The sequence below is a fragment of the Aliihoeflea sp. 40Bstr573 genome (genome assembly GCF_024105655.1).
In the GTDB taxonomy this organism is placed as follows: domain Bacteria; phylum Pseudomonadota; class Alphaproteobacteria; order Rhizobiales; family Rhizobiaceae; genus Aliihoeflea.
On sequence record NZ_JAAAMH010000019.1, the window covers coordinates 16235 to 40897 of the forward strand.

The 24663-nt window shown below is 61.3% G+C and carries 20 protein-coding genes and 1 pseudogene; 17 read left to right on the forward strand and 4 right to left on the reverse strand.

All coding sequences use genetic code 11. The annotated features are described in order from the left end of the window. Nucleotides 1–37: 37 nt before the first annotated feature. The 4 genes and pseudogenes from GTK01_RS17355 (at nucleotide 38) to GTK01_RS17370 (ending at nucleotide 5931) form a co-directional block, all read left to right on the forward strand. Complete coding sequence (locus tag GTK01_RS17355; RefSeq protein ID WP_252928349.1) at nucleotides 38–4585, forward strand: hypothetical protein; 4548 nt, start codon at nucleotides 38–40, stop codon at nucleotides 4583–4585. A 109-nt stretch (nucleotides 4586–4694) separates the two neighbouring features. Beyond that, entirely contained in the window at nucleotides 4695–5510 is an 816-nt protein-coding gene (locus GTK01_RS17360) for a hypothetical protein (RefSeq protein WP_252928351.1), read from the forward strand. After that, nucleotides 5417–5740, forward strand: a pseudogene (locus GTK01_RS17365) (alpha/beta family hydrolase); the annotation flags it as partial. The gene GTK01_RS17360 and the pseudogene GTK01_RS17365, both read left to right, overlap by 94 nt. Further along, a complete protein-coding gene (locus GTK01_RS17370) occupies nucleotides 5737–5931 on the forward strand; it encodes a hypothetical protein (protein WP_252928361.1) in 195 nt (64 codons plus the stop codon). The pseudogene GTK01_RS17365 and the gene GTK01_RS17370, both read left to right, overlap by 4 nt. Nucleotides 5932–5948: 17 nt before the next feature. Here the strand turns inward: GTK01_RS17370 and GTK01_RS17375 are convergent, their stop codons facing one another. Next, entirely contained in the window at nucleotides 5949–6809 is an 861-nt protein-coding gene (locus GTK01_RS17375; protein WP_252928363.1) for a fumarylacetoacetate hydrolase family protein, read from the reverse strand. Nucleotides 6810–7023: 214 nt separating this feature from the next. Beyond that, nucleotides 7024–8535, reverse strand: a complete 1512-nt coding sequence (locus tag GTK01_RS17380; protein ID WP_252928365.1) for a class I adenylate-forming enzyme family protein — start codon at nucleotides 8533–8535, stop codon at nucleotides 7024–7026. A gap of 136 nt (nucleotides 8536–8671) precedes the next feature. Between GTK01_RS17380 and GTK01_RS17385 the strand changes: the two genes are divergently transcribed. The 11 genes from GTK01_RS17385 to GTK01_RS17435 all read left to right on the forward strand — a co-directional run bounded on the left by GTK01_RS17385 (nucleotide 8672) and on the right by GTK01_RS17435 (nucleotide 19923). Next, nucleotides 8672–9817 carry a CaiB/BaiF CoA-transferase family protein gene (locus tag GTK01_RS17385; RefSeq protein ID WP_256483935.1) on the forward strand — a complete coding sequence of 382 codons (1146 nt, stop codon included), beginning with the start codon at nucleotides 8672–8674 and terminating at the stop codon, nucleotides 9815–9817. Continuing rightward, nucleotides 9804–10601, forward strand: coding sequence for an enoyl-CoA hydratase/isomerase family protein (locus GTK01_RS17390; RefSeq protein WP_252928369.1), 798 nt, complete (start codon nucleotides 9804–9806; stop codon nucleotides 10599–10601). Before GTK01_RS17385 ends, GTK01_RS17390 begins: the two co-directional genes overlap by 14 nt. Before the next feature lie 31 nt (nucleotides 10602–10632). After that, entirely contained in the window at nucleotides 10633–11571 is a 939-nt protein-coding gene (locus GTK01_RS17395) for a hydroxymethylglutaryl-CoA lyase (RefSeq protein WP_252928379.1), read from the forward strand. Nucleotides 11572–11634: 63 nt separating this feature from the next. Further along, the gene (locus GTK01_RS17400; RefSeq protein ID WP_252928427.1) at nucleotides 11635–12813 is read left to right on the forward strand and encodes an acyl-CoA dehydrogenase family protein; all 1179 of its coding nucleotides are present in this window, start codon (nucleotides 11635–11637) and stop codon (nucleotides 12811–12813) included. Further along, nucleotides 12773–14212 (forward strand): MmgE/PrpD family protein, encoded by a 1440-nt coding sequence (locus tag GTK01_RS17405; protein ID WP_252928381.1) that lies wholly within the window; start codon nucleotides 12773–12775, stop codon nucleotides 14210–14212. The genes GTK01_RS17400 and GTK01_RS17405 overlap by 41 nt, the downstream gene beginning before the upstream one ends. Before the next feature lie 114 nt (nucleotides 14213–14326). Further along, nucleotides 14327–15343, forward strand: coding sequence for a TRAP transporter substrate-binding protein DctP (dctP, locus tag GTK01_RS17410; protein WP_256483937.1), 1017 nt, complete (start codon nucleotides 14327–14329; stop codon nucleotides 15341–15343). Nucleotides 15344–15446: 103 nt separating this feature from the next. After that, nucleotides 15447–15902, forward strand: coding sequence for a TRAP transporter small permease (locus GTK01_RS17415; protein WP_252928385.1), 456 nt, complete (start codon nucleotides 15447–15449; stop codon nucleotides 15900–15902). A 3-nt stretch (nucleotides 15903–15905) separates the two neighbouring features. Next, nucleotides 15906–17183 (forward strand): TRAP transporter large permease, encoded by a 1278-nt coding sequence (locus GTK01_RS17420; RefSeq protein ID WP_252928387.1) that lies wholly within the window; start codon nucleotides 15906–15908, stop codon nucleotides 17181–17183. A 49-nt stretch (nucleotides 17184–17232) separates the two neighbouring features. Then, entirely contained in the window at nucleotides 17233–18273 is a 1041-nt protein-coding gene (locus tag GTK01_RS17425) for a LacI family DNA-binding transcriptional regulator (RefSeq protein WP_252928388.1), read from the forward strand. 90 nt (nucleotides 18274–18363) lie between these two features. Beyond that, nucleotides 18364–18600, forward strand: a complete 237-nt coding sequence (locus GTK01_RS17430) for a hypothetical protein (protein ID WP_252928390.1) — start codon at nucleotides 18364–18366, stop codon at nucleotides 18598–18600. Between the two features lie 711 nt (nucleotides 18601–19311). Next, a complete protein-coding gene (locus GTK01_RS17435; RefSeq protein ID WP_252928392.1) occupies nucleotides 19312–19923 on the forward strand; it encodes a response regulator transcription factor in 612 nt (203 codons plus the stop codon). Nucleotides 19924–19972: 49 nt separating this feature from the next. On the opposite strand, the gene GTK01_RS17440 is transcribed toward GTK01_RS17435, so the two are convergent. Beyond that, nucleotides 19973–20605, reverse strand: coding sequence for a response regulator transcription factor (locus GTK01_RS17440; protein WP_252928393.1), 633 nt, complete (start codon nucleotides 20603–20605; stop codon nucleotides 19973–19975). 343 nt (nucleotides 20606–20948) lie between these two features. Between GTK01_RS17440 and istA the strand changes: the two genes are divergently transcribed. Next, entirely contained in the window at nucleotides 20949–22442 is a 1494-nt protein-coding gene (gene istA / locus GTK01_RS17445) for an IS21 family transposase (protein WP_371924388.1), read from the forward strand. Further along, complete coding sequence (istB, locus tag GTK01_RS17450) at nucleotides 22439–23209, forward strand: IS21-like element helper ATPase IstB (RefSeq protein WP_173194433.1); 771 nt, start codon at nucleotides 22439–22441, stop codon at nucleotides 23207–23209. Before istA ends, istB begins: the two co-directional genes overlap by 4 nt. A 445-nt stretch (nucleotides 23210–23654) precedes the next feature. Here the strand turns inward: istB and GTK01_RS17455 are convergent, their stop codons facing one another. Beyond that, nucleotides 23655–24662 carry a membrane dipeptidase gene (locus GTK01_RS17455; RefSeq protein WP_252928397.1) on the reverse strand — a complete coding sequence of 336 codons (1008 nt, stop codon included), beginning with the start codon at nucleotides 24660–24662 and terminating at the stop codon, nucleotides 23655–23657. Nucleotide 24663: the final 1 nt, after the last annotated feature.

Sequence of the window (24663 nt, forward strand, 5' to 3'; positions counted from 1 at the left end):
GGCAGCCAGTCGGCAGCCATCATCTCGGGAGGGGTCATTGGCTTCGAAATACGATGGGGGCGTCAAAGACGAAATAAGGCAGATCAAGGAACTGCAGGCTGACGCCACGTTCGATTTCGAACGCATCGTTGCCAGCCGGCTCGGCGCCATGGGTGGGGTGCTGATAGCGGCCTATCTGCGGTTAGCCGCCGCGATCGCCCGAAGAACCGGACTTGGACGGTTTCCCCTGATCCCGTTTACGATTCTTGCCAGCAAGAAGGAGGTCGCGGCGGCGTTCAGCAAGGCACAGATATTCTCGGTTCCTTTCGGCCCGGAGATGCAAGCCTTGGCTGGACCGGTGACTTTCGCCCTCGGCCTCGATGACGACGAGCATCGGCGGCAGCGAGAGGTGATGGCGAGCTTTACCGCGAAGGATCCGATAACCCACGATCAGGCGGCATTGGACCGAATCCGCATGATGACCAACGCAATCCTGGATGATTGCGGCGGGCGGATCGACGTTGTCAGCGAGTTGTTCGTTCCGGTCATCTCGAAGACCTGCATTCGCCATTTCGGATTGAAGTGCAAGGATCCTGTGGCATTCGCGCAGTGGAACATGGCGGTCAGCTACCAACTGTTCGGTAGACCGCAAGGCTCTTCCGAAGACGAACTCGAGTTGGTGGCCGCAGCATCCCGGAACCTCAACAGCTGCATCGAAGCATCGATGGAGGCCAAGATCGCAGAGCTGAGGGCAGCGCACGCGACTTCCGATACGACACTGATCGGGCATCTCTTCGGTCTGCGTGATCCGGGTCATACTCTGCATGATGGGACCGTGTTGGCCAGCTATCTCACTGATGACAGGATCAGGGCTATCATGGCCGGCATGTCGAGCGGCTTCGTGCCAACGACAATCCTGGCCGCCGGCAATTTGCTCACCGCGCTCGTCGGCAGACGCCAGAGGTACGGGGCGCTTGCCCACGCCGCGGCGGCAGGCGATCGCGCAGCCGTGCGCGATATCGTGATGGAGGCGGCGCGGTTCCGGCCCGCCGGCGCCCCCGGCCATTTCAGGGTGGTGACCAAAGACTTCCAGTTCCCAGGTTCTGGCCAGAGGGCTCGCCGTTTTCAGGCAGGAGAACTCGTTCTGCTCGCCACTGGCGCAGCCATGATGGATGTCTCCGCGCGCAAGGACCCCCACGACTTCAAGCCCGGGTGCCCGGCCAAGCCAAACTTCATGTTCGGCCACGACCATCATTCCTGTCTCGGCAGAGACATGGCAACGGATGTCATTACCGAGATTTTTCTTGCCCTCTTCGCGCGGCCCGGTCTGGCACGCAGATCGCTTCTCATGCGGCGCGCCGGGCCCTTCCCGTGGCATTTCCACATGGCGTTCGACCCGCCCGTAGCGCCACAGCAGTCAATGTTGACGATTGCTGTTCCCCTTGACCCCGCGGCCACGAAGAGGATCGATGAGCTGCTCAAGACAAGCTTCGGCAATCCGGCTCATCGAGGCACGCCTATGCACGATGCGCTTGAGGCCACCGGCATTGTCCACAATGCCACCATGTGCATTGCCTGGCTGACCAGCGAGGGACACAAGCGACCAACACTGCTCTTCGAACTAAACGCCGACGGAACACCTGAGCAGATCTACGCGGCGCTCGAAAAACACGCACCGTCGGACCTGGGGAACCTCATGACCCTCGCGGGGAAGAAGTCTGGCGTGGGACTGCCGACCTTTCTGGCGCGCCATCAGGTCAGGCTGCACGCCAAGCCGTGGAACAACATTGGCCTCAACTTCAACGGCCTCGGCGATTTTTCAGTCCGACAGATCGCGGAAGAGCAGAAGCTGTATGAGGCGGTCGCGCCAATCGTCCACGACGCGGCCGCGAGAAACCTCACAGTTGGTGACATGGCCGACGTAACGATCGAAAAAGTGCGAGATCTCATGTGCGGCGATCGCCCTCCTTTCCGCTCCGGTGACATGGAGACAGGTGGCAGCCCCGAAGTGGAAGGACCTGCCGAGCAGAATCTTGCAGCGCTGCGCTCACTGGAGCCCCTCTTGTACCGCCCGCCGGGACGCGTTCCGAAGATAGCCGATCACACCGATAAGTCGCTCGCCACCGCCATCCTGACCCATATCAAGCGGCCGAAGCAGCTACTGATCATGTCTGCGCCCTTGTGGCTGGCCATCATTGCCGCATTCTCAGCGTTCCACCTTGGATGGCGACCGGCCGAACCAGCAAGCGCGCTGTCAAACCTGATTTCCTTCCTCGCGGTGTTCACTGCGCTCCTCATTTCTATGGTTGTCGTTGTCGTGCTTGCCGTTGCCGCACTGGTGGCTCTGCTCCGGCATAGGGAGCGCACCGATACGGAAGATCTGAATCTCACGCCGCCGGATGAGGTCGCGACGATCGAAGCCTATGAAGATAATCCTGGCTGGATTCAGAACCAGATGACCTCGGTCAACACACTCAAGCCCGGGCGCTTGCGCATCTGCTTGCTCGCGCTCGCCTTGTTCGGGATCGGATGGCAGGTTCGCCATTGGTTTAGGTCGGGGTTCGTCGTCGATATCGGCACGATCCGGCACGCGAAATGGTTTCGGGTGAAAGGTACTGACCAACTGGTCTTTCAGGCCAATTTTGACGGGAGCTGGGAGGCCTACTTGGAGGATTTCGCCAACAAGGCTTACCGAGGACAAAATGCCGTATGGAGCCATTGTGAAGGCTTCATAAGGACGCGCTTCATGGTCCTGGACGGTGCTCGCAACGCCGACCAGTTCAAGCGTTGGGTGCGCGGCAAGCAAATCGTCACGCCGTTCTGGTACAGCCGCTTTCCCGAACTGTCCAACACGCAAATCCGCATCAACGCTCTGGTGCGCGACGGGTTGGCGAAGGCTCGGACGCAGTCCGAGGCGCGCGCCTGGATCAGCTTCTTTGGATCGAAGCCTCGGCCGGGAACCTCGTTGGAGACGGACGAAATCCAGTCCCTCATCTTCAACGCGCAGAAATGTCTAAAGCATTCCGCATGCATAGCCCTGCAGTTCACCGGCGACAAAAACGACGCACGCTTGATGGTAGAACGCCGCAGGTTTGTCAGCATGCTGGCAGGAAAGGTCGCGCCGGCGACCCAACGGTGGGCGGAAGAGCAGAATTTGCCCCACCAGACCGATATCCCCGCGGTGGGTTTCGGCGACGTGCAGTATGAGAAGGATGCGCTGTTCGTTGCTTTCTCCCATGAGGGTCTGGCCCGCCTGGGATTGCAGGCGGCCAGACGTAATTTGGAACTGGACAGCTTTTCGGCTGCATTCATCTCGGGAATGGGCGTGCGCGCGCGCGCGCTCGGCGACGAAGGCAAGAATTCGCCCGATGGCTGGGACTGGTACGACCGACGGGAAGGAGACCCCGATGATGGTCGCACGGACATGCTTCTTCTGCCTATGGCCAGGAATGCCGACGAACTCCAAGGGCTCATCCGTGCGTTAAGTGCTGCATGGAGCGACTGCGCCGTCAGCGTCGCCAAAGTAATGACCGGGCTGGTCGAACCTGACGGCACAACCTGCGACAGGGGGAACGGACATGTCAGTGATCCACTCGGCTTCAAGGACGGTATCTCTCAGCCTGTGTTGAGGGGAACTTTTCGATCCACGCTTCCAGCTCCTTGGCACGACCGTGTCGAGCCTGGCGAAATCATCCTGGGCTACCGCGACAATCGTGATGTCTTCCCGCCCAGCCCGAGCATCGCGGCCGCTCGCGATCCTGCGGCCGAACTGCCGGAATTGCCCGAGCGGATGCCGCACACCTATCCCGCCTTTGGCGTAGGAAATGATGCGCTGCGCGATCTCGGGCGCAACGGCACCTACATTGCTGTCCGCCAGATCGAGCTCGATGAAAGGGGCTTTAATCGACAGCTGGATGAGAAAGCGCAAGCTCTGGGCAACCTCATCACAGCTCCGGCACTCGCGGCAAAGATCATGGGGCGCTGGCGCAACGGGGCGCCGTTGGTTCGCTACCCGGCGACGGGACGGGCAGGCTCTTACGATCGGCACGAGGACGGCTTTCTCTATGGCCAGGAAGACCCGCAAGGAATCCGGTGCCCCTTCGGCTCGCACATACGTCGGGCAAACCCACGCGATTCCTTCGGTCCGAATACAAAGGTGGAGATGGAAATCACCAACAGACACCGCATCCTGCGCCGCGGGCGCAGCTATCGCGGTGTCGATCTGAGGGATGGTCGCGCCCAAGTTCCCGCTGGCGACGGCGAAGGGCCGGAAGCGACAGACGGGCCTGCAGAAGGCCTCTTGTTCATCGCGATGAACGCCAGCATCGAGCGGCAGTTCGAATTCGTCCAACAGACTTGGATCAACGCGTCAAGCTTCCACGGACTACGCAACGAACCTGACCCGCTGCTCCATTCCGGCGAAGTCGGCAGTTTCACCATTCCCACCGCCAATGGACCAGTGGTGTTGACCGGCCTGTCGACCTTTGCCCGGGTTCGCGGCGGCGGGTACTTTTTCATGCCGGGCAGGTCTTTGCTTCGTTTCCTTGGAGACAATGCCAAGCTGGTCCCGCGCTCCGAGAACTCAATGAAGATGCGCCGGGCCTGAACGGATCACCGGAGGCATGTCATTGATGCGGCAAGGTGCGCCGCTAGGGAGCAATCGCCATGCGCTTCAAGCGCTGTTCATTCATTCGGCCCGCTGTCATGACGGGCTGATGCTTCAGGCAGGGCTGGCGCTGATCGCCGCGGCGCATCCGGACCTGACCGTCCTGACGCGCGACGTCGAGCTTCCGGTCACCGAAGCCGCACAGGCGTTGATCGCCCGGAACCGGCCGACCGAACTCTCCGGCATCCGGCTCGCAGCCGAGGTCTTTGCGCGGGAGCATTACAAAGCCGACCTTGTCATCGTCGACGAGGCGCGGCGCTATGCCGTCGTCTGCGACGTCAAGCGGTCGATCGCTTCCTACAACGCCGCCAAGCTCTGGCGGCTGAAGGCGCCGCTTTTTGTCTGTGCCGTCGTCGCTCCGGACCTTCTGCGCACCCGTCACCAGATCGACGGGGGGCGGACCTACCATGCGGCCATCCTTGATCTGTCGGGTCAAGCGGAGCTTTCCGACCCGGATGTGTTCGGCATTAATGCTCTCGACGCCTTCCTGCGCATCGATGGGGCAGGGGCGGCGCTGCGAGATCTGAAGCCCCGCTTCGGCGTTGCGGTGCAGGCGGTGCTGGTCGACCGTCTGCGGGCGGCGTATCCGACACCCATCGCCCGAGTTCAGAGATGGACGCCGCGACGGCTGCCAATCGCGATGACGGGCCTGACGACGTCGTGGCCGATGTTGGCGGAGCTGATCGACGCTAAAACCGGCATCGATGCGGACACGGTCCTGAGCGCCGCGGCAACCTACCCGATGGACCTCGCGGCCCTGACGCGCGACGGCTTCATGTCGGCGGCGAGGTCGCCGGCCTCTTCTGTCTGGGCTATCCATTCCACCCGCCGGCCAAGCCGGATCATTTGCGCACGGCGCATCTGAGGGATCTGAGGACGCCGGCGCTCATCTGCCAGGGCACACGCGATCCGTTCGGCACGCAGGACGAGGTCGCCGGCTACGACCTGCCCGCATCCATCGAAATCCGTTGGCTCGAGGATGGCGACCATGATCTCAAACCGCGCAAGTCGATCTCCGGCTTCACCCACGCCGATCACCTTGCAACCATGGCCGAGGCTGCGGCTGCCTGGGCGCGCCGGATCATCGCCCGGTGAAGATCGCCGCCTTCAACATCAATGGCGTCAACAAACGGCTGGACAATCTGCTCGCCGGGCTCGCGGAAACGCGGCCGCCAGCTTGTGAGGGCGGCGGGGTTGCGTTGGCGAATGGTCCACCGTTTTCGGCGACCCAAGATGACCGCACTGCCCGAGCGCTGCACCGGCACCACGGAGGTTCGAGCCACTGACAACCAATACCGCCGGATTAGCCAGTGCCCGTATTTCCAGCGGCGCGCACAATCTGCCTTTGCGTTCCTAGACCCACGATAGACGATTCCATCGTTGCGCCGGACTTCAGGTAGACCGGCGGTTTTTTGCCCATTCCGACCCCGGGCGGCGTTCCTGTTGTGATAACATCACCCGGGATCAATTCGATGAACTTGCTGATATAGGAAACCAAGTATGGAACGTCGAAGATCATGGTTTTCGTCGAGCCCGACTGCATCGTCTTGCCGTCCACCTTCAATTCCATGGGCAGGTTACCGACATCACCGATCTCGTCTCGCGTTACCAGCCACGGTCCGAGAGGACCGAAGGTTGGTGCGCTCTTTCCTTTAAGCCACTGTCCCGTCCCCTCGATTTGCCAAGCACGCTCGGAGATATCGTTGCAAATGCAGAAGCCTGCGACATGCGACATGGCATCCGAATTCTGCACGTTGTGGGCTTTCTTTCCGATCACCAAAGCAAGTTCGATCTCCCAATCAAGTTTTGCCGATCCGGCCGGTGCGACGACATCGTCATTTGGCCCCACGATGCAGTTGGGGGCCTTGGAGAACAGGATCGGCTCGGCCGGGATTGCCATGCCGGATTCTTCCGCGTGGTCCGCGTAGTTCAGGCCAACCGCGATGAAGTTCGTAGGCGTCGAAACGCAGGCCCCGATCCGACCCCCGCGGGGCAGTTCGGGAAGCCGAGTCAAATCAGTCATCCGAATGCGCTCTATCGTTGCGTCATCGAGATGGATGCCCCCGATATCCGGCACAACCCCGGACAAATCCCTGACAATGCCATCGTTATCCAGGATGGCTGGCTTTTCAGAACCTACGTCCCCGTATCTTAGCAATTTCATTTAGTATCCTTTCCCAAGAGGGTTGGCTTGACAGATCTCATCCGCAGTTGCTTCTCCAGTGATGGTCTCGCGTCGGAAACGACCTCACTCTTCACCGCTGGGAGGCAGTCGACAGGCAACTTCTGGATGAGTTTTATTCCAGGTTCATTTTTTCGATCGATGGATGGGGCAAGGTGCGTCATCCTGTAATTTTGTGTGCAATGTGCCTTGGACATTAGGCCCGCTGCCGCAGCTCCGGATGACTGCCATCGGACAATTCGTAGCGGGCGAGCACCGCGTCGCGCACGCGCGACCGGACGATTTTCCCCATAGCGTTGCGCGGCATCTCGTCCAGAACGGCAAAGAGGCGCGGGCGCTTGTAGGGCGTCATCTGCGCGGCCGCCTCCGCAAGATGGTTCAACTCACCCGCGCCGGGCGCAATCAGAACCGCCGTCACCACCTCTCCCCAATAGGCGGAAGGAAGGCCCACGACTACGAATTCGCAGGTGGGAAGCTTGCTGCCAAGGCTGGCTTCGACTTCTTCCGGGCTGAGCCGATAGCCGCCCGTCTTGATGAGGTCGGATTCCCGCCCCACCAGATGCAGCCGCCCGTGCATGTCGAGAAAACCGACATCACCCGTGCGGTGGAAGGTGTCGGCGGGGTGGGGCGTGAACCTGCCGTCGACCATTAGGCCGGCGAACTGGTGGCGGGCGCGCAGCATGACGGGCCCCACGGGAGTGTCGGCCCCGTCTGCCTCGTTCTCCTCATCCGCGATGGCTATTTCAATGCCGCTGGCCGGCCAGCCGACGCAGGTCGTGCGCGCCGCGGCATCGTCCGCATACCACGCATCGGTTTCCGAAGGCGTCAATATGGTGATGGGATTGAAAGTCTCCGATTTGCCGTAGGTAATCCGAACGACAGGACCGAAACACGCACGGACACGGTCGTAAAGCTGCGGAGACAGGGAAGCGGTGCCGCAGAAGATGGTGTGGATCGATTCGATCCGCGTCCCGTCGAGCCGGGTCATCAGCTTGGCGAGGACGGTTGGCGGCGCGAAAAGCTGGCCGACCTGCCCGTTCTTCAGTATGGCTTCCACCTTGTCGACGTCCACGCCGTCCAGCAGTGTTACCTGCGCGCCTCCATCAAGATAGGCATAGGTGATGAGCGAGGCCCCGTGGGAGAACGGCGTCAGAAGCAGTACGTCCATCCCGGGAGCGGGCGCGACCGGAAGGCTGGCGCGCAACAGGATGTTGGCGAGCCAGCGACCCCGATGCGTGTAGACAACTCCCTTCGGACGCCCGGTCGTTCCCGAGGTGAAGATGATCTTGCCATGCGCCTCGGATTCGGCCGAAAAGCCGGCCAGCCCCGTCGTGCAGCCGCTTTCGATATCATCGATCGCGACGATCTCAAGACCGGGGATCGTCTGCCGCAGCGAAGCGAGCCCGTCGATGCGTGCGCGGCTTGTCAGCAGCAGTCTGGTGCCGCAGGTCTCGATGCAGTGGGCCACGTCGTCGGCAACGAGCATGGGGTTGATCGAGGCTTCCGCGATGCCGGCTGCGATCGCCCCGTAGCTGACCCATACGGCCTGGCGGGAGTTTGCAATATAGGTCGCGACCGGAGTGCCCGGGGGCAGGTCTCGCTTCCGCAGCAGATTGGCCAATCCGGCGGCGCGGGAAAACAACTCCTGATAGGACATTGTTCCCTCGTCGTCGGTGACCGCGACGCGCCCAGCATAGCGCTGCGACAACGACGAGAACTCCCGCCCCCACGCTATCCGATCCAAATCTCTATCCTCCGATTTCGAGAAAACGTTTTCTTGACATGCCGACAATCCCACAATAGCGTTTCCCTGACAACAGCACGAGGGAAGTGACTTGGGAATCATGCAGCGACCGCAGCCACTTTCAGGAATTACCGTGTACGAACTAGGCCATAGCATCGCCGCACCATATGCGGGGCTGGTTCTTGCTGATCTGGGCGCGCGGGTGGTGAAGGTGGAAAATCCGTCTGGTGGCGACTATGCGCGGGGATGGGGCCCGCCTTTCTGGAACGATGCGGCAACGACGTTTCTCGCTATGAACAGGGGAAAAGAGAGCATTTCTGTAGATTTTTCTGACCCAACCCAGGCGGAGGGGTTGCGGAGACGGATAGTCGCGGAGGCCGATGCCGTCATCCAAAACCTGCGCCCCGGTATTCTCGATCGCTACGGCCTGAGCCCGCATCGCCTCAGCGATGAAGCGCCCGAGTTGGTCTGGTGCGATATCGGCGCCTTCGGTTCGCAGGGCCCGCTGGCCGGTCGTCCGGGATACGATCCCCTTATGCAGGCCTTTTCGGGTGTCATGAGCGTGACGGGAGAGGGCGGGCGTCCTCCGATCCGCGTCGGGGTCTCGGTCATGGATATGGCCGCGGGAATGTGGGCGGTGATTGCCATACTCACGGCGTTGATCGAGCGCGGCAAAACCGGTCGGGGCGCACAGGTCTCGACTTCTCTCTACGAGACGGGGCTGGCCTGGATGACGGGGCATCTTGCCGGCTACTGTGCCTCTGGCGAGGTACGCATGCCTTTCGGCTCGGGTGTGGCCGAGATCGTACCATACCAGGCCTTCAGCACCGCCGACGGCTGGCTGATGGTGGCGGCCGGCAACGACAACCTCTTCCGCAAGCTTTGCGGGGCGATCGGCCGGGAAGATCTCGCAGCCGATCCCACCTACGCCACGAATGCGGGCCGCGTCGCCCGTCGGGGAGAGCTTCTGAGCGAAATCGAGGCGAGTGCGCGAGCCCATGATACGGAGACGCTCGCGGCCCTCCTAGATGCGGCCGGTGTTCCCAACGCGCCGATCCAGACCGTGGACCAGGTGATGGACCACCCTCAGACCAAGGCTTTGCGCATGGTCGAGCCGGTGGAGGGCGATACGCTGCCGCTCATGGGCATTCCGATATCGTTCGACGGCGCGCGTCCGCGAAACATGCGTCCCGCGCCGCTCTTGGGGGAAAGCGATGACCGGAGGAGCAGTCATGCTGCAGGATAGCTATGAAACGATCACGTTGGAGTGGCGCGACGCGCATGTGCTGATCGTCACGCTCGACCGTGCCGATGTCTCGAATGCCATGAACACGCAGATGGGGCACGACCTCATGCATGTGTTCGAGACGCTGGCGCTGGACCCGCAAGGCGCGCGTGCAGTGGTTCTGACCGGGCGCGGAGAAAAGGCGTTCTGCGGGGGGGGCGATCTCAAGCAGCGTCGGGGCATGAGCGACGACGAATGGGGCGCGCAGCATCTCGTGTTCGAACGCATGCTGCGCGCGCTCCTCTTCTGCCCGCTTCCCGTCCTCGCCTCGGTCAACGGGGCGGCGTTCGCAGGCGGGTGTGAGATCGCGGCTGCCTGCGACTTCATCTACGCAGCGCCGCAGGCCCGCTTCGCGCTGACGGAGGTCACGCTCGGGATCATGCCCGGCGCGGGTGGAACGCAGAACCTGCCGCGCGCGATCGGCGAACGCCGTGCCAAGGAGCTCATTCTCACAGGCAGGCCTTTTTCGGCGGAAGAAGCGCTCGACTGGGGGTTCGTCAACAGGATCGTCGAACGCGATGACCTGCTGGAGGAAACCGTGGCGGTTGCGCGACATATCGCCGGTAACGCGCCGCTGTCGGTGCGCCAGGCCAAGCAGTCGATCGCAAGAGGCCTTCAGATGTCGCTCGCCGATGGGCTGGCCTTCGAAATCGAGGCCTACAACCGGCTGGTGTCGACAAAGGACCGGCGCGAGGGCGTGCTGGCCTACAACGAAAAGCGCCGGCCGGTCTTCGAAGGGCGCTAGGCGTTGCCGGTGCAATATCAGGGAGGAAGAGATGACTGAACGTGCCTATGTCCGCGAGGTGGGCCTGCGCGACGGTTTGCAGATGGTTAAGACGGTGCTGTCGTCAGACCGCAAGCTCGAATGGTGCTGCGGCGCGCTCGACGCAGGAATCAGCGAAATCGAGCTGACTTCCTTCGTGCCGGCGAAAATAGTCCCTCAGTTCGCCGACAGTGATGAGGTGTTCCGGCGGGCGAACGAGACGAGGACGAACGGCACGCTGTCCGCGCTCGTTCCCAACTTGAGGGGCGCCCAGCGAGGCATGGAACTGGGCGTCGGAAAGCTGAACTACGTTCTTTCGGCGTCGGAAGAACACAACATGGCGAATGTGCGTCGGTCCACCGACGAGTCGATAGCCGATTTCGGTCGCATCGTCCAATTGCGCGATGCCGCCACGGGCGTCGGTGTGCGGCTTGGCGCAGGGATTGCAACCTCTTTCGGCTGTACCATTTCGGGCGCCGTTTCCGAGCGGAGGGTCGTCGCGATCGCCGAGCGACTGGCCGCCCTTGGCGCCGACGAAATCATCGTGGCGGATACAGTCGGCTATGGCGACCCCGCCCAAGTAAAGCGCCTAATGAGCGCGGTCGTGCGCGCCGTCGCGCCACTGCCGGTCGCGGCGCACTTCCATGACACGCGAGGGCTTGGCTTGGCCAACGTCGCTGCCGCGCTGGACGCAGGCGTCCGCGCCTTCGACGCGTCGCTCGGCGGGCTCGGCGGCTGCCCGTTCGCGCCCGGCGCAACGGGCAATATCGATACCGAAGATACCGTCTTCATGCTCGAGGCCATGGGCTTCGATACCGGCATCGACATCGAGAGGCTGATTGCTTTGCGCGCCAAGGTCGAACGCTGGCTGCCCGGGGAGAAGATGGGAGGCGCCATTGCGCGCGCTGGCGTCCCCAAGACCTTCCGCATGCCAGTGGAAAAGGCGGCCTGATCCTGAAATCTCTGCGAGGGAGGAATAGTCGTGAGTGCTGCAAACCAGGCCTTAGCCAGGGAAATGGAAGAGAACGAAGTCTTTGTCACCCTAGGCGAGGACTATCCCGAACTGCGTGAAGCGGTGCGCCGCATCTGCGTGCGCTATCCTTCGGAATACTGGCGCAAGCTGGAGAGCGAAAGCGGATATCCCAGCGAGTTCGTCGACGAACTTACGAAAGCCGGGTTTCTCGGTGCCCTCATTCCCGAAACTTATGGCGGGTCCGGCCTGCCACTTCGTGCTGCGGCGGTCATTCTTGAGGAGATCAACGCGTCGGGATGTACCGCGAGCCCCGCGCACGCGCAGATGTACATCATGGGAACGCTTCTTCGACACGGCAGCGAGGCGCAAAAGCGAACGTACCTGCCCGCTATCGCGAGGGGCGAGTTGCGCTTGCAGGCGTTCGGAGTGACCGAGCCTACCACGGGCTCGGACACCACCAAACTCAAGACGCGCGCTGAACGGCGCGGCGATACCTATGTCATCAACGGCCAGAAAGTGTGGACATCGCGCGCGCGCCATTCGGACCTGATGCTTCTTCTCGCTCGCACAACTCCTCTTGAGGAGGTGAAGCGCAAGACAGAGGGCCTGTCTGTTTTTCTGGTCGACATGCGCGAGGTCCTCGGCAAGGGACTGACGATCAATCCCATCGACGCCCTCATCAACCACAACACGACTGAAGTTTTCTTCGACGATATGACAATTCCCGCCGATAGCCTCATTGGCGAGGAAGGAAAGGGTTTCCGCTACATTCTCGACGGGATGAATGCCGAGCGCATTCTTGTCGCGACGGAAGCGCTGGGCGATGGGCGATGGCTCCTGAAGAAGGCGAAGGAGTACGCTGGCTCACGTGAGGTTTTTGGTCGCCCGATCGGCGCCAATCAGGGCGTACAGTTCCCCCTTGCGCGCTGCTTCACGGAGTTGGAAGCCGCCGACATGATGTGCCGCCGCGCAGCCGCACTCTTCGATGCGGGATGCGAGTGCGGAGCGGATGCGAACATCGCCAAGCTAATGGCGTCCGAAGCGACATGGAACGCGGCGGAGGCGGCGATGCAGACCCATGGCGGCTTCGCCTTCGCCAAGGAATACGACATCGAGCGCAAATGGCGTGAGGCGCGGCTTTATCAGATCGCTCCCATCTCGACCAATCTGATCCTCGCTTATGTCGGCCAGCACGTGCTCGGTCTGCCGCGATCCTATTGAAAGGGCATTGGCTACACTGCGTCCGGGAGGGAAAAATTTGACTGGGTTGACCATGAACATTGCGGCGTTCGTCTCCGGGCTTTCGACGCAAGATATCCCCGCGCGTTGCTTGGACGCGGCGCGGATCGGCATGCGTGACTGCGTGGCGGTCATGATCGCCGGCCGCAACGAACCCGCACCCCGGCTCGTCGCCGACACGGTTCACGAAACGCGTGCCAATGACGGCGTTCCAGAGATCCCACTGGGCCGGTGGCTCTCCCCCGCAGATGCGGCCCTTGTCAACGGCGTTGCCGGTCATGTGCTCGATTACGACGATGTCGGGCTCGATGGTCATCCGAGCGTTGCCATGACACCTGCCATCCTGGCGGAGGGCTGGGCGCTCGATGTTGGTGGTGCCGAGGCGCTGGCGGCCTATGTCGCTGGGTATGAAGTGTGGGCGCTTCTCGAAAATCTGGAGCCCGGCGCAATGCATGAGCGCGGATTTCATCCGACTGCGGTCTCCGGTACGCTCGCCAGCGCAGCCGCCTGCGCCTATCTCAACCGGCTCGATGACGAGACGACCGGCCATGCGCTCGCGATCGCAGCGTCACTTGCATCCGGCCTCGTCGCCAATTTCGGCACCATGACGAAATCGCTCCACGCCGGACGCGCAGCGCAAGCGGGCGTGATGGCGGCACGTCTGGCGAAGGCGGGATTCACCGGTTCTTCCGATGCGCTCGAACACCGCACAGGCTTCCTGCGCGCTCATTCGGCCAGCGGCTCGCCTGATTTGGCGCGAGGGTATTTGGGTTTGGGACAAGAGTGGCGACTTGAGGAGCAGGGCGTTCACATCAAACGCTACCCGATTTGCTATGCGACGCACCGCTCTATCGATGCCATGATCGATCTTGCCGAAGGCCATGACCTTCGTCCCGACGAAGTGGAGGAAATTCACGTCGAGACGGGACGTACCCAGCGCCTGATGCTGCGCAATGTCGCGCCGAAAACCGGCCTGGAGGCGAAGTTCTCGATGGAGTTCGCGATGGCGTCGGCGCTCGTAGAGCGCAAGGTCGGGCTGAGCGAACTCACCGACGATTTCGTGGGCCGCAGCGACGTTGTCGCGGCAATGCGCAAGGTGACCTGTACCACGACCGATGAAACCATGCCTGGGTTGCCATTCGCACCCTCGGACACCGTCAGTGTACGGTTGCGCGATGGGCGGCGTGTGGCTCACGCCCCTGTCGTTCATGCCAGGGGAAGCTGGCAAAGCCCCATGAGCGAGGATGAACTCGAGGAAAAATTCCTGGATTGCTGCCATGCGCATCTGTCAGACGATCATGCAGCACGGCTGTTCCGGTCACTGGGAGACATGCCGAACCTTGTCTCAGTTCGGGAGGTGCCATTGACGGTAAACCCATGACGGTTTGGGGAGGAGAGCCCGGAACGCGTGGGGATCGGCCATAAGTATTTCCGCAAGTAAGACGATTCAAAAGCTAGGAGGAGAAACATCATGCCATACCGGTTGAACTGGAAAATGCAGGCCTCGGCACTTGCTGCTACGGCGCTTGTTTCGCTGACAGGAGCAGGCCTCGTCGAGGCGGCCGAGCGGCTGCGCATCTCGCTCGACACAAATCCGAGCCACGTGCGAAACGAAGGGGTTGAGCTTTTCGTGGAGGCTTTGCGCGAACGTGTCGGTGACGAAATGGTCATTGAGGTTTACCCGAGCGCGCAGCTCTACCGTGACCGCGACGTCGGACGTGCCCTGCGTCAGGGAAGTGTGGAGATGGCCGTCCCAGGGACCTGGGTTCTGGATGGCATGGTGCCTGCAATGGCACTCACGTCCTTGCCCGCATTCTATGGGGTTCCGCAAGAGGTCACTCTGGATTTGATCGACGGCGAACTTGGCGAGGCTATCAACGCGCAAGCCGAGGAGCGAATGCGCGTCAAAGTCCTGGGCCCTTGGATGAGCCTCGGCATGTCGCACTATTATTCGACGAGCCGTCCTCTCAATGCGCACGACGATCTCGCAGGCATGCGTATTCGCATATCGGGGGGGACGTCGAACGCCAAACGGGTCGAGGATATGGGTGGCGTGCCCAACCTCATCGCCTGGCCCGATGTGCCGCTCGCTCTGTCGACTGATGTCGTCGACGCCGTTTCTTCCACGCACGAAAGCATCGCATCGGCGCAGCTTTGGGATGCGGGATTGCGCTTTGCCTTCGAGGACAACCAGTGGTTCGGCCAATATGTGCCGATGGTTTCGCAGCGCTTCTGGGACGACTTGAGCCCGCATCTGCAGGAGGCGATGACCCAAGCGTGGGCCGAGGTGATTGAGGAGACCCGCCGCCTTGCCGATGAAGCTCAGCTCGAAGCGCGCGAGAAGGTTGCAGCCAGCGGAATCGCGATCGTGACGGCGACAGAGGAGCAGCTTGCGGCAGCTCGCACAAAGCTCATGAGCAGCCAGGATGGGCTGGCTTCCTCCATCGGCATCGACCAGGATTTGGTCGACATGGCGTTGGAGGAACTTGAGGAGCGAGGATATGGGGATTGAGACCGCCTCGGCGCCTTCAGACGAATTGCGTCGTTCTTCCGCGCTGCGGGGCCGGTTCGATCTGTGGCGTGCACGCGTAGAAACGATCGTCATCGGCGGGTTGATGGGCGCGGCAATGGCGCTTGTCTTTTACACAGTACTGATGCGCTATGTCTCACCGGCAAATGCTCCGCGCTTCACCGATGAGATCGTCGTCTATGCGGTCATGTGGGCCGTTATGCTCGCATGGGGAGGCGTGAGCCGTTCACGCAATCACGTGCGCGCCGACCTGGTCCTGCATGTCATGCCGCCGCGCCTTCGCCATTTGAGCGAAATCGCTGCCAATGTCGTGGGATTTGCCTTCGCGTTGTTCCTCGGATGGTTCGGCTATCTGGTCGCCTATGAGGCCTGGGATTTCGGTGATTTGTCGCCGACCAATATCCGTTTTCCGCTCTGGGTCTACTATTCCGCCCTGCCAATTGGCGCGCTTCTGATGGCCCTTGGGCATGCCAGAGCCGCAATGGAAATGATCGTCGACGGTCCTACGGACGAAAAACCGCAAATCGGCGAGGAGATCTAAGCCATGGCTGGAGGTATTTTCGCCGGGATGTTCGGCAGCCTGATGGCTCTCGGATTTCCCATATATCTCGTTCTGGGCCTGACGGCTGCAGCATTGTTGTGGATGGACGCGACACCGATGGTGTCCGTTACGCAGAAGATCGTCGACGAGTTGAATTCCCAGACGCTGATCGCATTGCCCTTTTTCGTCGTGGCAGCCGTCTTCATGGAGCGCGGGGGCATTGCGCGCGCGCTCATCGAAGCCGCGATGAGCTGGGTTGGACGTGTTCGTGGCGGTCTCGGCCTCGTCTGCGTAATTGCCTGCATGCTCTTTTCCGCAATGGCTGGTTCGAGCGTTGCGACCGCGTTGGCTATGGGAACAATTCTGGTCCCTGCCATGCTGCGGCAGGGATATGATCGCCATTTTGCTGCGGGCGTGGTTGGGGCGTCGGGCACGCTCGGCATTCTGATCCCGCCAAGCCTTGCAATGGTCGTCTATGGCGTATTGGCCGACGAATCCATCCCCCGGCTTTTTCTGGCTGGCGTCATTCCCGGTCTGCTACAGGCGACGCTCCTGGGAGGGTGGGCAATTTATTATGCCAATCGGCGCGGATATCCGCGAACCGAGAAGGCGACGATGGACGAATTCGTACGGCTCAACGTGCGGGCTCTGCCGGCTTTTGCGCTACCAGCGATCGTCCTGGGCGGCATTTATGGCGGGCTCACCACGGTTACCGAGGCCGCAGCGCTTTCGGCCGTCGCTGCACTGCTGATTTCGCTGTTCGTGTATCGGACGGTCACGCTTTCCGATGTTGTTCCGCTTCTGGCAAGCGCCTCTTATAAGGCCGCCTCCATCATGATCATCATTGTGGTCGCGCTGGTCTTCGGCCACTGGGTAACCGAGAGCGGAGTAGCATCGGCGATCGTCCAGTTCGTGCAAGCGCATGACCTCAAACCTTGGCACTTTCTCGTCGTGGTCTCGGTCATGCTGTTCCTTCTGGGCATGTTCCTCGAGGTCTTCTCGGTGATGCTTATCGCCCTGCCGCTGCTGATCCCGCTTCTGGAGCCATTCGGTATCGATCCAGTCCACTTCGGCATCATCGTCGTCATCAATATGGAGATTGCGCTGCTGACGCCGCCCGTGGGGCTCAACCTTTTCGTGCTCGCGTCTATCACGAAAGCGCCGCTGTGGGATGTGATCAAGGGTACGACGCCTTTCGTCGTCTTAATGTTTCTGCTTCTTGTGCTGGTCATGGTATTCCCGCAACTGTCCTTGTGGTTGCCGAATGCCATTCTCAATTGAACGGAAGCGCGATTGCGGGCGGCCGCCCGCAATCAGGGAAGAGAGACGAATGTCCAGCACTGTGACGATCAGAGATGTGGCGGCCGCGGCAGGCGTCGGGATTTCCACCGTGTCGCGCGTCGTCCACCGGCATCCGTCGGTGGCCCAGGAACTGCGCGAGCGCGTGGAGACGGCCATGCGCGAGCTGGGCTATGAGCCAGACGCCTCCGCGCAATCCATGCGGATGCGCGCGACGCACCAGATCGCCTGCGCCATTCGCGACAGTTCGATCCCCGAATTCGCGGCGTTCGTGCGGGCTGCAGAAGCGGTCATCCGCCAGGCAGAGTATACTCTACTTTTGACCAATATCGACGAGAGCTCCGAGCAGGAGCGGGATCTCGCCCGCATGCTCGGCCGGCGTCGTGTCGACGGTCTCATGATGACGCGTAGCGCCGATGGCGACAAGCGCGTCGACGAAGCCTTGACCAAGCTAGGCATTCCTGTCGTCTACATCGACCGCGACGCCTCGCCGATTGCCGACACGGTCGTCATCGATCACCGCCATGGCATCCGGGCGGCCGTCCATCATTTGGCTGCGCTGGGTCACAGCCGGATCGCATTTCTGACGGGACGCCCGACGATGCGTCCGGCACGCGAGCGACTATTGGCCTTTGAGGAAGCTATGGCCGAACGGGGATTGCCGATCGATCCGCGGCTCGTGTCGGCGCAGAGCTTCTACGCGGAACAGGCATTCCAGCACGCCTCGCTCGTGCTGACGTCGGAGCCGCGCCCGTCGGCGATCATCGCTGGGGGGATGTCGCTTCTGCCGGCGGTTCTGCGGGCTGCCCGGATGCACAATCTCCAGATCGGGAAGGATGTCTCGGTCATAGCCGGCTGCAATTCCGATCTCGCCGAACTTTCCGTGCCGCCAGTAACAGCTATACGCTGGGACGTCCCAGCATGGGGACGTATTTGCGCACAACTCCTGCTGGATCGAATCTCGGCCCCCCCTGAGAGTGCCGGGGGGCGCGAGATCATATTGCCCACCGAACTCGTCATCCGCGACTCGTGCGGATCGCTTGTCCGATATCCGGACCGCTCAACGGGGTGAGCAGTCAGAGGCAAATCCGGGGCCGGTTGCCGACCGTCCGCTGCTGGTTTCGAGAATCGAATAGCTGCCGGGACGACCTTCCAGGCGGAATTGGGCGCATTCCTCGGTCAGGCCGCATTGCAAAAGCCCCATCCAATCCGCGAGCCCGGACTGACGCCTGCCGAGGCGATATTGCTCGACATCGTTGCGGAGGGGCTCGACAACCGGGCGATCGCATTGCGGCTTGGTAAGTGCGAGAAGACGGTGCGCAACCAGCTATCCATCATTTTCCAGCAAGCTTGGCGTCCACAGCGGCGCCAAGCAATCGCCAAAAGCTTCTACCCCTAGACTAGGCTTAGATGAGTGCTGGGATGGTGGCTCCGCGAATGGCTGATTCTCCACTTCCGTACGCAGAAGCAGACAGGCAGGAACCCACCCCATTGCCGAAATTGAAACATGGTCCGAACAGCATTGAGCGGAAGTCAATTTCCGTCTTGGTTTGCGCCGGATTCGGACGGGCTCCTTTGAGCGAACTCTCAGCGGTAAGCTGCCGTTCTGGGTTGCCTGATCGGGTATGGTTTGCCTTCCCGCCTCCGCCCCCTACGGCTGACATTGCTCGATCTACTAAAATCCAGAAACAGCCGATCCGTGCGTCCATGAAGACGGCGCGGATCAGTGTGGTCGCAAATCTCGTTTGAGCTGCCTTCGACGAGCCTGTAACGCTTTTTACGGCTCCTGTGGCAACGTTTTCCCGGCCGGCGTTCCCAATCAGTCAGTGTAATCAGTTTTCCGCAAATCATCGGTTGAATGACGGCCGCATCGCGGGGATCGTTTCGAATAGGCGGTGTGCACGCGGAACGGCGCTGGTGCGTGGCAGATCGATTGGCCGGCCATTCCTTAACCAATTATTAATCAGTTTGTTTACGTCGCAAAATTCAGTCTATATTGTCGATCCCAAACAGGTAGGGGACCGGTCGTCGGTTTTTGGGGGTGTCCGTGCGTACAAGTCTATCATTTGTCGAGCCTTACCCAATAGTCGCTCGCGGAATCATCGGATGCTTGGCTGAGATCGAGACGATCGACCTTGTCGCGAATGGTGTGACTTGTGCCGACGCGATCATGATCGCATCAAGCAAGAGTCCGGCTGTGATGATTATCGACATCGCTGCCAAGGGCGATGCATTTGCCACAATTGCGGAAATGCGTCGGCTCAATCCTGCGGGCAAGATTCTGGTCTATACCGCCGTCACTGAAGTCGACTCGGCCGTCAAGTCGCTGGAATCTGGCGCCAATGGCTATATTTTGAAATCGGCCCCTGTGAACGAACTCGTGAGCGGCATCGCATGCGTTCTTTCCGGCGAGACATTCATCACGCCGAGTTTCGCAATGAGCGTCATCACGGCCCTTCGGGCCGCCTCCCTGCGGAAGGTCGCGTCGCGTGCCGCGCAGTTCAGTTCACGCGAAGATCAGGTCGTCAAGCTTTTGCTGCATGGCAAGACCAACAAGGAGATCGCGCTCAGTTTGGCGATCAGCGAAAAAACGGTTAAGCATTACATGACTTTGCTGATGCAAAAACTTAACGCGCGAAATCGGATTGAGGTTGTTCTCGCGGCCCAAAAGCTTGAGGCCAATGGGCTTCAGCATGCACGCACCATTCGCTGGGGGCACTAAAGCCCTCCAGAATTGCGCACAATGTGTATGAATCCGCTGACCGAGCCGCTCATTGCCATTCGCGGCGTGCTACGTTTGTTGCCTCGACCCGGTTACGAACATTGAGTTTGCGCAGCAGTCGCGACATGTGGAACTTGACTGTCTTCTCCAGGATTCCGAGTTGGAGCGCCACCTCGCGGTTGCTCAGACCTTGAGACACCAGCTTGAGAACTTTGATCTCCTGGCTGGAGAGGACCGACAGCGCGTTGGGCCGGCTGCGGGTGTTCATGCCTGCAAATACCTTGGCGGCCAGATTTGGCGAGACGAACGTTTCCCCTTTAGCGATCCGGCGAAGCGCTTCTACAAGTTCAGATGCGCCTATGCCCTTTAGCAAATAGCCTACAGCTCCAGCTTCCAGTGCGCTGACGATATCGTCATCTTCTTCGGACACCGTCAGCATGACCACGCGCGTTCGGCAGCCGGCGTCGCGGATGGCGGCCGCGGCATCGATGCCGTTTCCCGGCATGGAGATGTCGAGCAGTGCTATGTCCGGTTCGAGTTCCTTGACTTTGCGCAGCGCATCCGTGCCAGTCGCGCCTTCTCCGACGACTTGAAGGTCTGGTTGCGCGTCGACGCAACTGACCACTCCAGAGCGAAACAGCGCATGGTCATCGATGACGACGATGGAGACAGTGTCAGACATCACGTTTAGCTCCGCCAAGTCCAATGGACATAGTGAGTGTGGTGCCATCGACCTCGCGACACATGTCGAGGCTACCGCCAAGTGCTTCGATCCGTTCGCGCAATCCCACCAGACCAAGGCCGCGGTCGGGTTCAGCTTGCAGCATTTGCGCCAAACGTGGCGGCCCGCCGTGGTCGCGGATAGCTATCGTAAGCCTGCGCTCTTCCAGTGCGCAGGCAACCTGAGAACGGCGGTGGAAAACTAGACCACGGTAGCGGCGGGATTGTCCGGCTGCGGGCGGCGTAAAAGTCGTCCACTTTTTCCCTTTTCTGCGTGGCGTAGGGAGGGAATAGGGATCTACACCGTGGAATTATATCTGAAGGTTCGCGTGGCTTGCGACGGAGGCATGAGCCAGCGCGAGGCAGCAAGGCATTTCGGCATCTCGCGCGACACGGTTCGCAAGATGATGGCGTATTCGGTTCCGCCGGGCTATCGGCGGCAGGCTCCGGTTCGGCGTCCGAAGCTGGACGCGTTCATCGCGGTCATCGATCGGTGGCTTGATGCGGACCGTGCGGTCCCGCGCAAGCAGCGCCATACGGCCAAGCGGGTGTTCGACCGGCTGCGCGACGAGCACGGGTTTGCCGGCGGCTACACGATCATCAAGGACTATATGCGCAAGCGGGATCTGCGCGGCCAGGAGATGTTCGTGCCGCTGGCGCACCCGGCGGGGCACGCACAGGCCGACTTCGGGGAGGCTGTCGTTGTCATCGGCGGCGTTGAGCAGAAGGCGCACTTCTTCGTGCTCGATCTGCCGCACAGCGATGCCTGCTATGTGCGCGCCTATCCTGCGGCGGTGGCCGAAGCGTGGGTGGACGGCCATATCCATGCGTTCGCCTTCTTCGGCGCCGTGCCGCAGTCGATTGTCTACGACAACGACCGCTGCCTGGTGGCGAAGATCCTGCCCGACGGCACGCGCAAGCGGGCAACGCTGTTCAGCGGCTTCCTGTCCCACTATCTGATCCGGGATCGTTACGGCCGCCCCGGCAAGGGCAATGACAAGGGCAGCGTCGAAGGTCTGGTCGGCTATGTGCGCCGCAACTTCATGGTGCCGATTCCGCACTTTGCATCGTGGGACGAGTTCAATCTGTGGCTCGAGGAGCAGTGCCGCAAGCGCCAGGGTGACCGGCTGCGCGGCGAGAGCGAGACGATCGGCGAACGCTTGCTGCGCGATCTGGTGGCGATGCGCCCACTGCCGGCATCACCCTTCGATGCTTGCGACCATGCCAGCGGTCGGGTCACTTCGCAGGCGCTGGTGCGCTACAGGACCAACGACTACTCCGTCCCGGTCGCCTACGGCCACCAGGACGTCTGGATCCGTGGCTATGTCGGCGAGGTGGTGATTGGCTGTGGCGGGGGGATCATTGCCCGTCATCCGCGCAGCTATGAGCGCGAGGAGGTTGTCTTCGATCCACTGCATTACCTGCCGCTGATCGAGCAGAAGATCAACGCGCTCGACCAGGCGGCACCGCTACAGGGCTGGGAATTGCCGGAGGCGTTCACGACACTGCGCCGCCTCATGGAAGCACGGATGGGCAAGCAGGGCCGGCGCGCCTATGTGCAGGTGCTGCGCCTGATGGAAAGCTTCGATCTGGCCGATCTGCACGCAGCCGTGAAGCAGGCGCTGCATCTGGGCGCCATCAGCTTCGACGCCGTGAAGCACCTCGTCCTGTGCCGGGCCGAACGCAGGCCACCAAAGCTGGACCTCGACATCTATCCCTATCTGCCCAGAGCCACTGTCGAGAAGACGTCGGCCAAGGCCTATATGCGCCTGCTGGACCGTAAGGAGGAACCGGCATGAGCAGCGATGCTCCAGAACTCCTGCTCGCCCACCACCTCAAGACCTTGAAGCTGCCGACCTTCCTGCGTGAGCACCACAAACTTGCCCGGCAATGTGCGGTCGAGGGCGTGGATCATGTCCGCTACCTTGCCCGGCTGGTCGAGCTGGAACTGATCGATCGGGAACGGCGGATGGTCGAACGCCGCATCAAGGCGGCAAAGTTCCCCGCCGCAAAAAGCCTCGACAGCTTCGACTTCGCCGCCATCCCGAAGCTCAACAAGATGCTGGTGCTGGAACTGGCGCGGTGCGAATGGATCGAGCGCCGCGAGAACGTCATCGCGCTCGGCCCCAGCGGCACGGGCAAGACCCACGTCGCGATCGGCCTCGGCCTGGCGGCCTGCCAGAAGGGATTGTCCGTCGGCTTCACCACAGCGGCCGCGCTCGTCAGCGAGATGATGGAGGCGCGCGACGAACGCCGTCTTCTGCGCTTCCAGAAGCAGATGGCGGGCTACAAGCTGCTCATCATCGACGAGCTGGGCTTCGTGCCGCTCTCCAAAACCGGCGCCGAGCTGTTGTTCGAGCTGATCTCGCAGCGTTACGAGCGTGGCTCCACCCTGATCACCAGCAATCTGCCCTTCGACGAATGGACCCAAACCTTCGGTTCCGAGCGCCTCACAGGCGCACTCCTCGACCGGCTGACCCACCACGTCAGCATCCTCGAGATGAACGGCGACAGCTATCGCCTCGCGCAAAGCCGGGCACGAAAAACCCCCAACCCTCACCAATAAGATCGCCGCTGCTGCGAGCGGAAAACTCTGGTCGGGCTACGCCCTCCCGACGTTCCCCGCTCGCAGCAGCGCCAGTGGCCTGGTTTTGCGCCGCCCAATGGCCGGTTTTTGCTCCGCCGTTGACACAGCCGAGATATGCTTAAGGCCATAAGGCCCTACTGCGAGCACACCAGCCTCCGGTCGTAGAATCGGCCCTTTGATGGCGGGGAATCGACGATGGTAACCCAAATGTCTGTAAAGGGGTCAACAGTCGCCCGTACGCTCTTAGTATCCACTTCTTTTGGACAAGCTCATCCTTGGTGACCAGCGCGCCAGGTCGCTCTACGTGCGATGGTCCTTTGGGATGACCCCGGATGGCATTGAGATGCCGATCCAGGGTCAACTTTGCGCGCCGATTGACGCCATGCATGCAAGGATCGGTGCCCGACCTTGCAGCCTAAATGCTTCAGCTTCCCCATATCTGCTTGTAGACCCGGACCCAGTTGCCGCCCAGGATCTTCTTGATGTCCGCTTCGCTGAAATTGCGGCGAAGGAGGCCCTCCGTGAGATTGGGGAAACCTGCGGGGGTCTCGATGCCTTCCGGATAGGTGTAGGGCGGCGGCGGATAGCTCGCAGGGCTCCAAGCTCCCGAACCGATGAGTTCGTCATACTGTTTGCGCGCCGCCGGAAGCTCGGCGATCGGGTCCTGGCCGAGGAAATAGTCGATGCCAAGCGCGACATGGTCGCTGCCAACGAGATCGACCATATAGGCGATGTGATCGATGAAGTCGTCCATCGTGGCCTTTGGCTTCTTTGAGACGAAAGCCGGATAGCCGACTGCGCCGACCAGCCCGCCCGTACGAGCGATCGCCTGAATCTGATCGTCACGCACGTTGCGCGGAGTGTCGTGAACCGCCTTCGGATTTGCGTGCGAGATCACAACCGGTACGGTCGACGCCTCGATGGCGTCCATCGTCGTGCGATACCCGGTATGCGAGCAGTCCACAATGACTTTGGCCTTGTTCATACGCTCGATAAGCTTGACCCCGAAACGGCTCAACCCAGAATCGGTGCGCTCCTCGCAGCCGTCGCCGACGCGGTTCTTCACATTGTAGGCAAGCTGAATGATGCCCACACCCAGCGCCTTGTAGGCATCGACCAGATCGACGCTGTCCTCCAGCGGCTCGGTGCCTTGGAAGTGAAGGATGATGCCGAGCTTGCCTTCGGCTTTGGCCTTCTCGACGTCAGCGCCGCTGCGGATTAGCAACAGATCATCGCGGTCTTCGATCAATCGAAGCCAGCGGCCCAACGTGCGGAACGTGACGGCCGCGCCTTCTGAACCGCCAACGGTGGGCGCAACGGCCGTCGCACCGCCTTTTCTGTAAAGCTCGAGATGGACGGGGTCCTGCAGAAGCGGACAGACGGCATCTATGACGATGGCGTCGTTATGAAGCGAGGTGGGCTGAGTGGTCACG

Bases quoted from the DNA above. Each gene is read 5' to 3' on its own strand.
- GTK01_RS17360 (WP_252928351.1), top strand. From the start codon at position 4,695: ATGCTTCAGGCAGGGCTGGCGCTGATCGCCGCGGCGCATCCGGACCTG.
- GTK01_RS17375 (WP_252928363.1), bottom strand. From the start codon at position 6,809: ATGAAATTGCTAAGATACGGGGACGTAGGTTCTGAAAAGCCAGCCATC.
- GTK01_RS17385 (WP_256483935.1), top strand. From the start codon at position 8,672: ATGCAGCGACCGCAGCCACTTTCAGGAATTACCGTGTACGAACTAGGC.
- GTK01_RS17390 (WP_252928369.1), top strand. From the start codon at position 9,804: ATGCTGCAGGATAGCTATGAAACGATCACGTTGGAGTGGCGCGACGCG.
- GTK01_RS17395 (WP_252928379.1), top strand. From the start codon at position 10,633: ATGACTGAACGTGCCTATGTCCGCGAGGTGGGCCTGCGCGACGGTTTG.
- GTK01_RS17400 (WP_252928427.1), top strand. From the start codon at position 11,635: ATGGAAGAGAACGAAGTCTTTGTCACCCTAGGCGAGGACTATCCCGAA.
- GTK01_RS17405 (WP_252928381.1), top strand. From the start codon at position 12,773: ATGTCGGCCAGCACGTGCTCGGTCTGCCGCGATCCTATTGAAAGGGCA.
- dctP (WP_256483937.1), top strand. From the start codon at position 14,327: ATGCAGGCCTCGGCACTTGCTGCTACGGCGCTTGTTTCGCTGACAGGA.
- GTK01_RS17415 (WP_252928385.1), top strand. From the start codon at position 15,447: ATGGGCGCGGCAATGGCGCTTGTCTTTTACACAGTACTGATGCGCTAT.
- GTK01_RS17420 (WP_252928387.1), top strand. From the start codon at position 15,906: ATGGCTGGAGGTATTTTCGCCGGGATGTTCGGCAGCCTGATGGCTCTC.
- GTK01_RS17425 (WP_252928388.1), top strand. From the start codon at position 17,233: ATGTCCAGCACTGTGACGATCAGAGATGTGGCGGCCGCGGCAGGCGTC.
- GTK01_RS17440 (WP_252928393.1), bottom strand. From the start codon at position 20,605: ATGTCTGACACTGTCTCCATCGTCGTCATCGATGACCATGCGCTGTTT.
- istB (WP_173194433.1), top strand. From the start codon at position 22,439: ATGAGCAGCGATGCTCCAGAACTCCTGCTCGCCCACCACCTCAAGACC.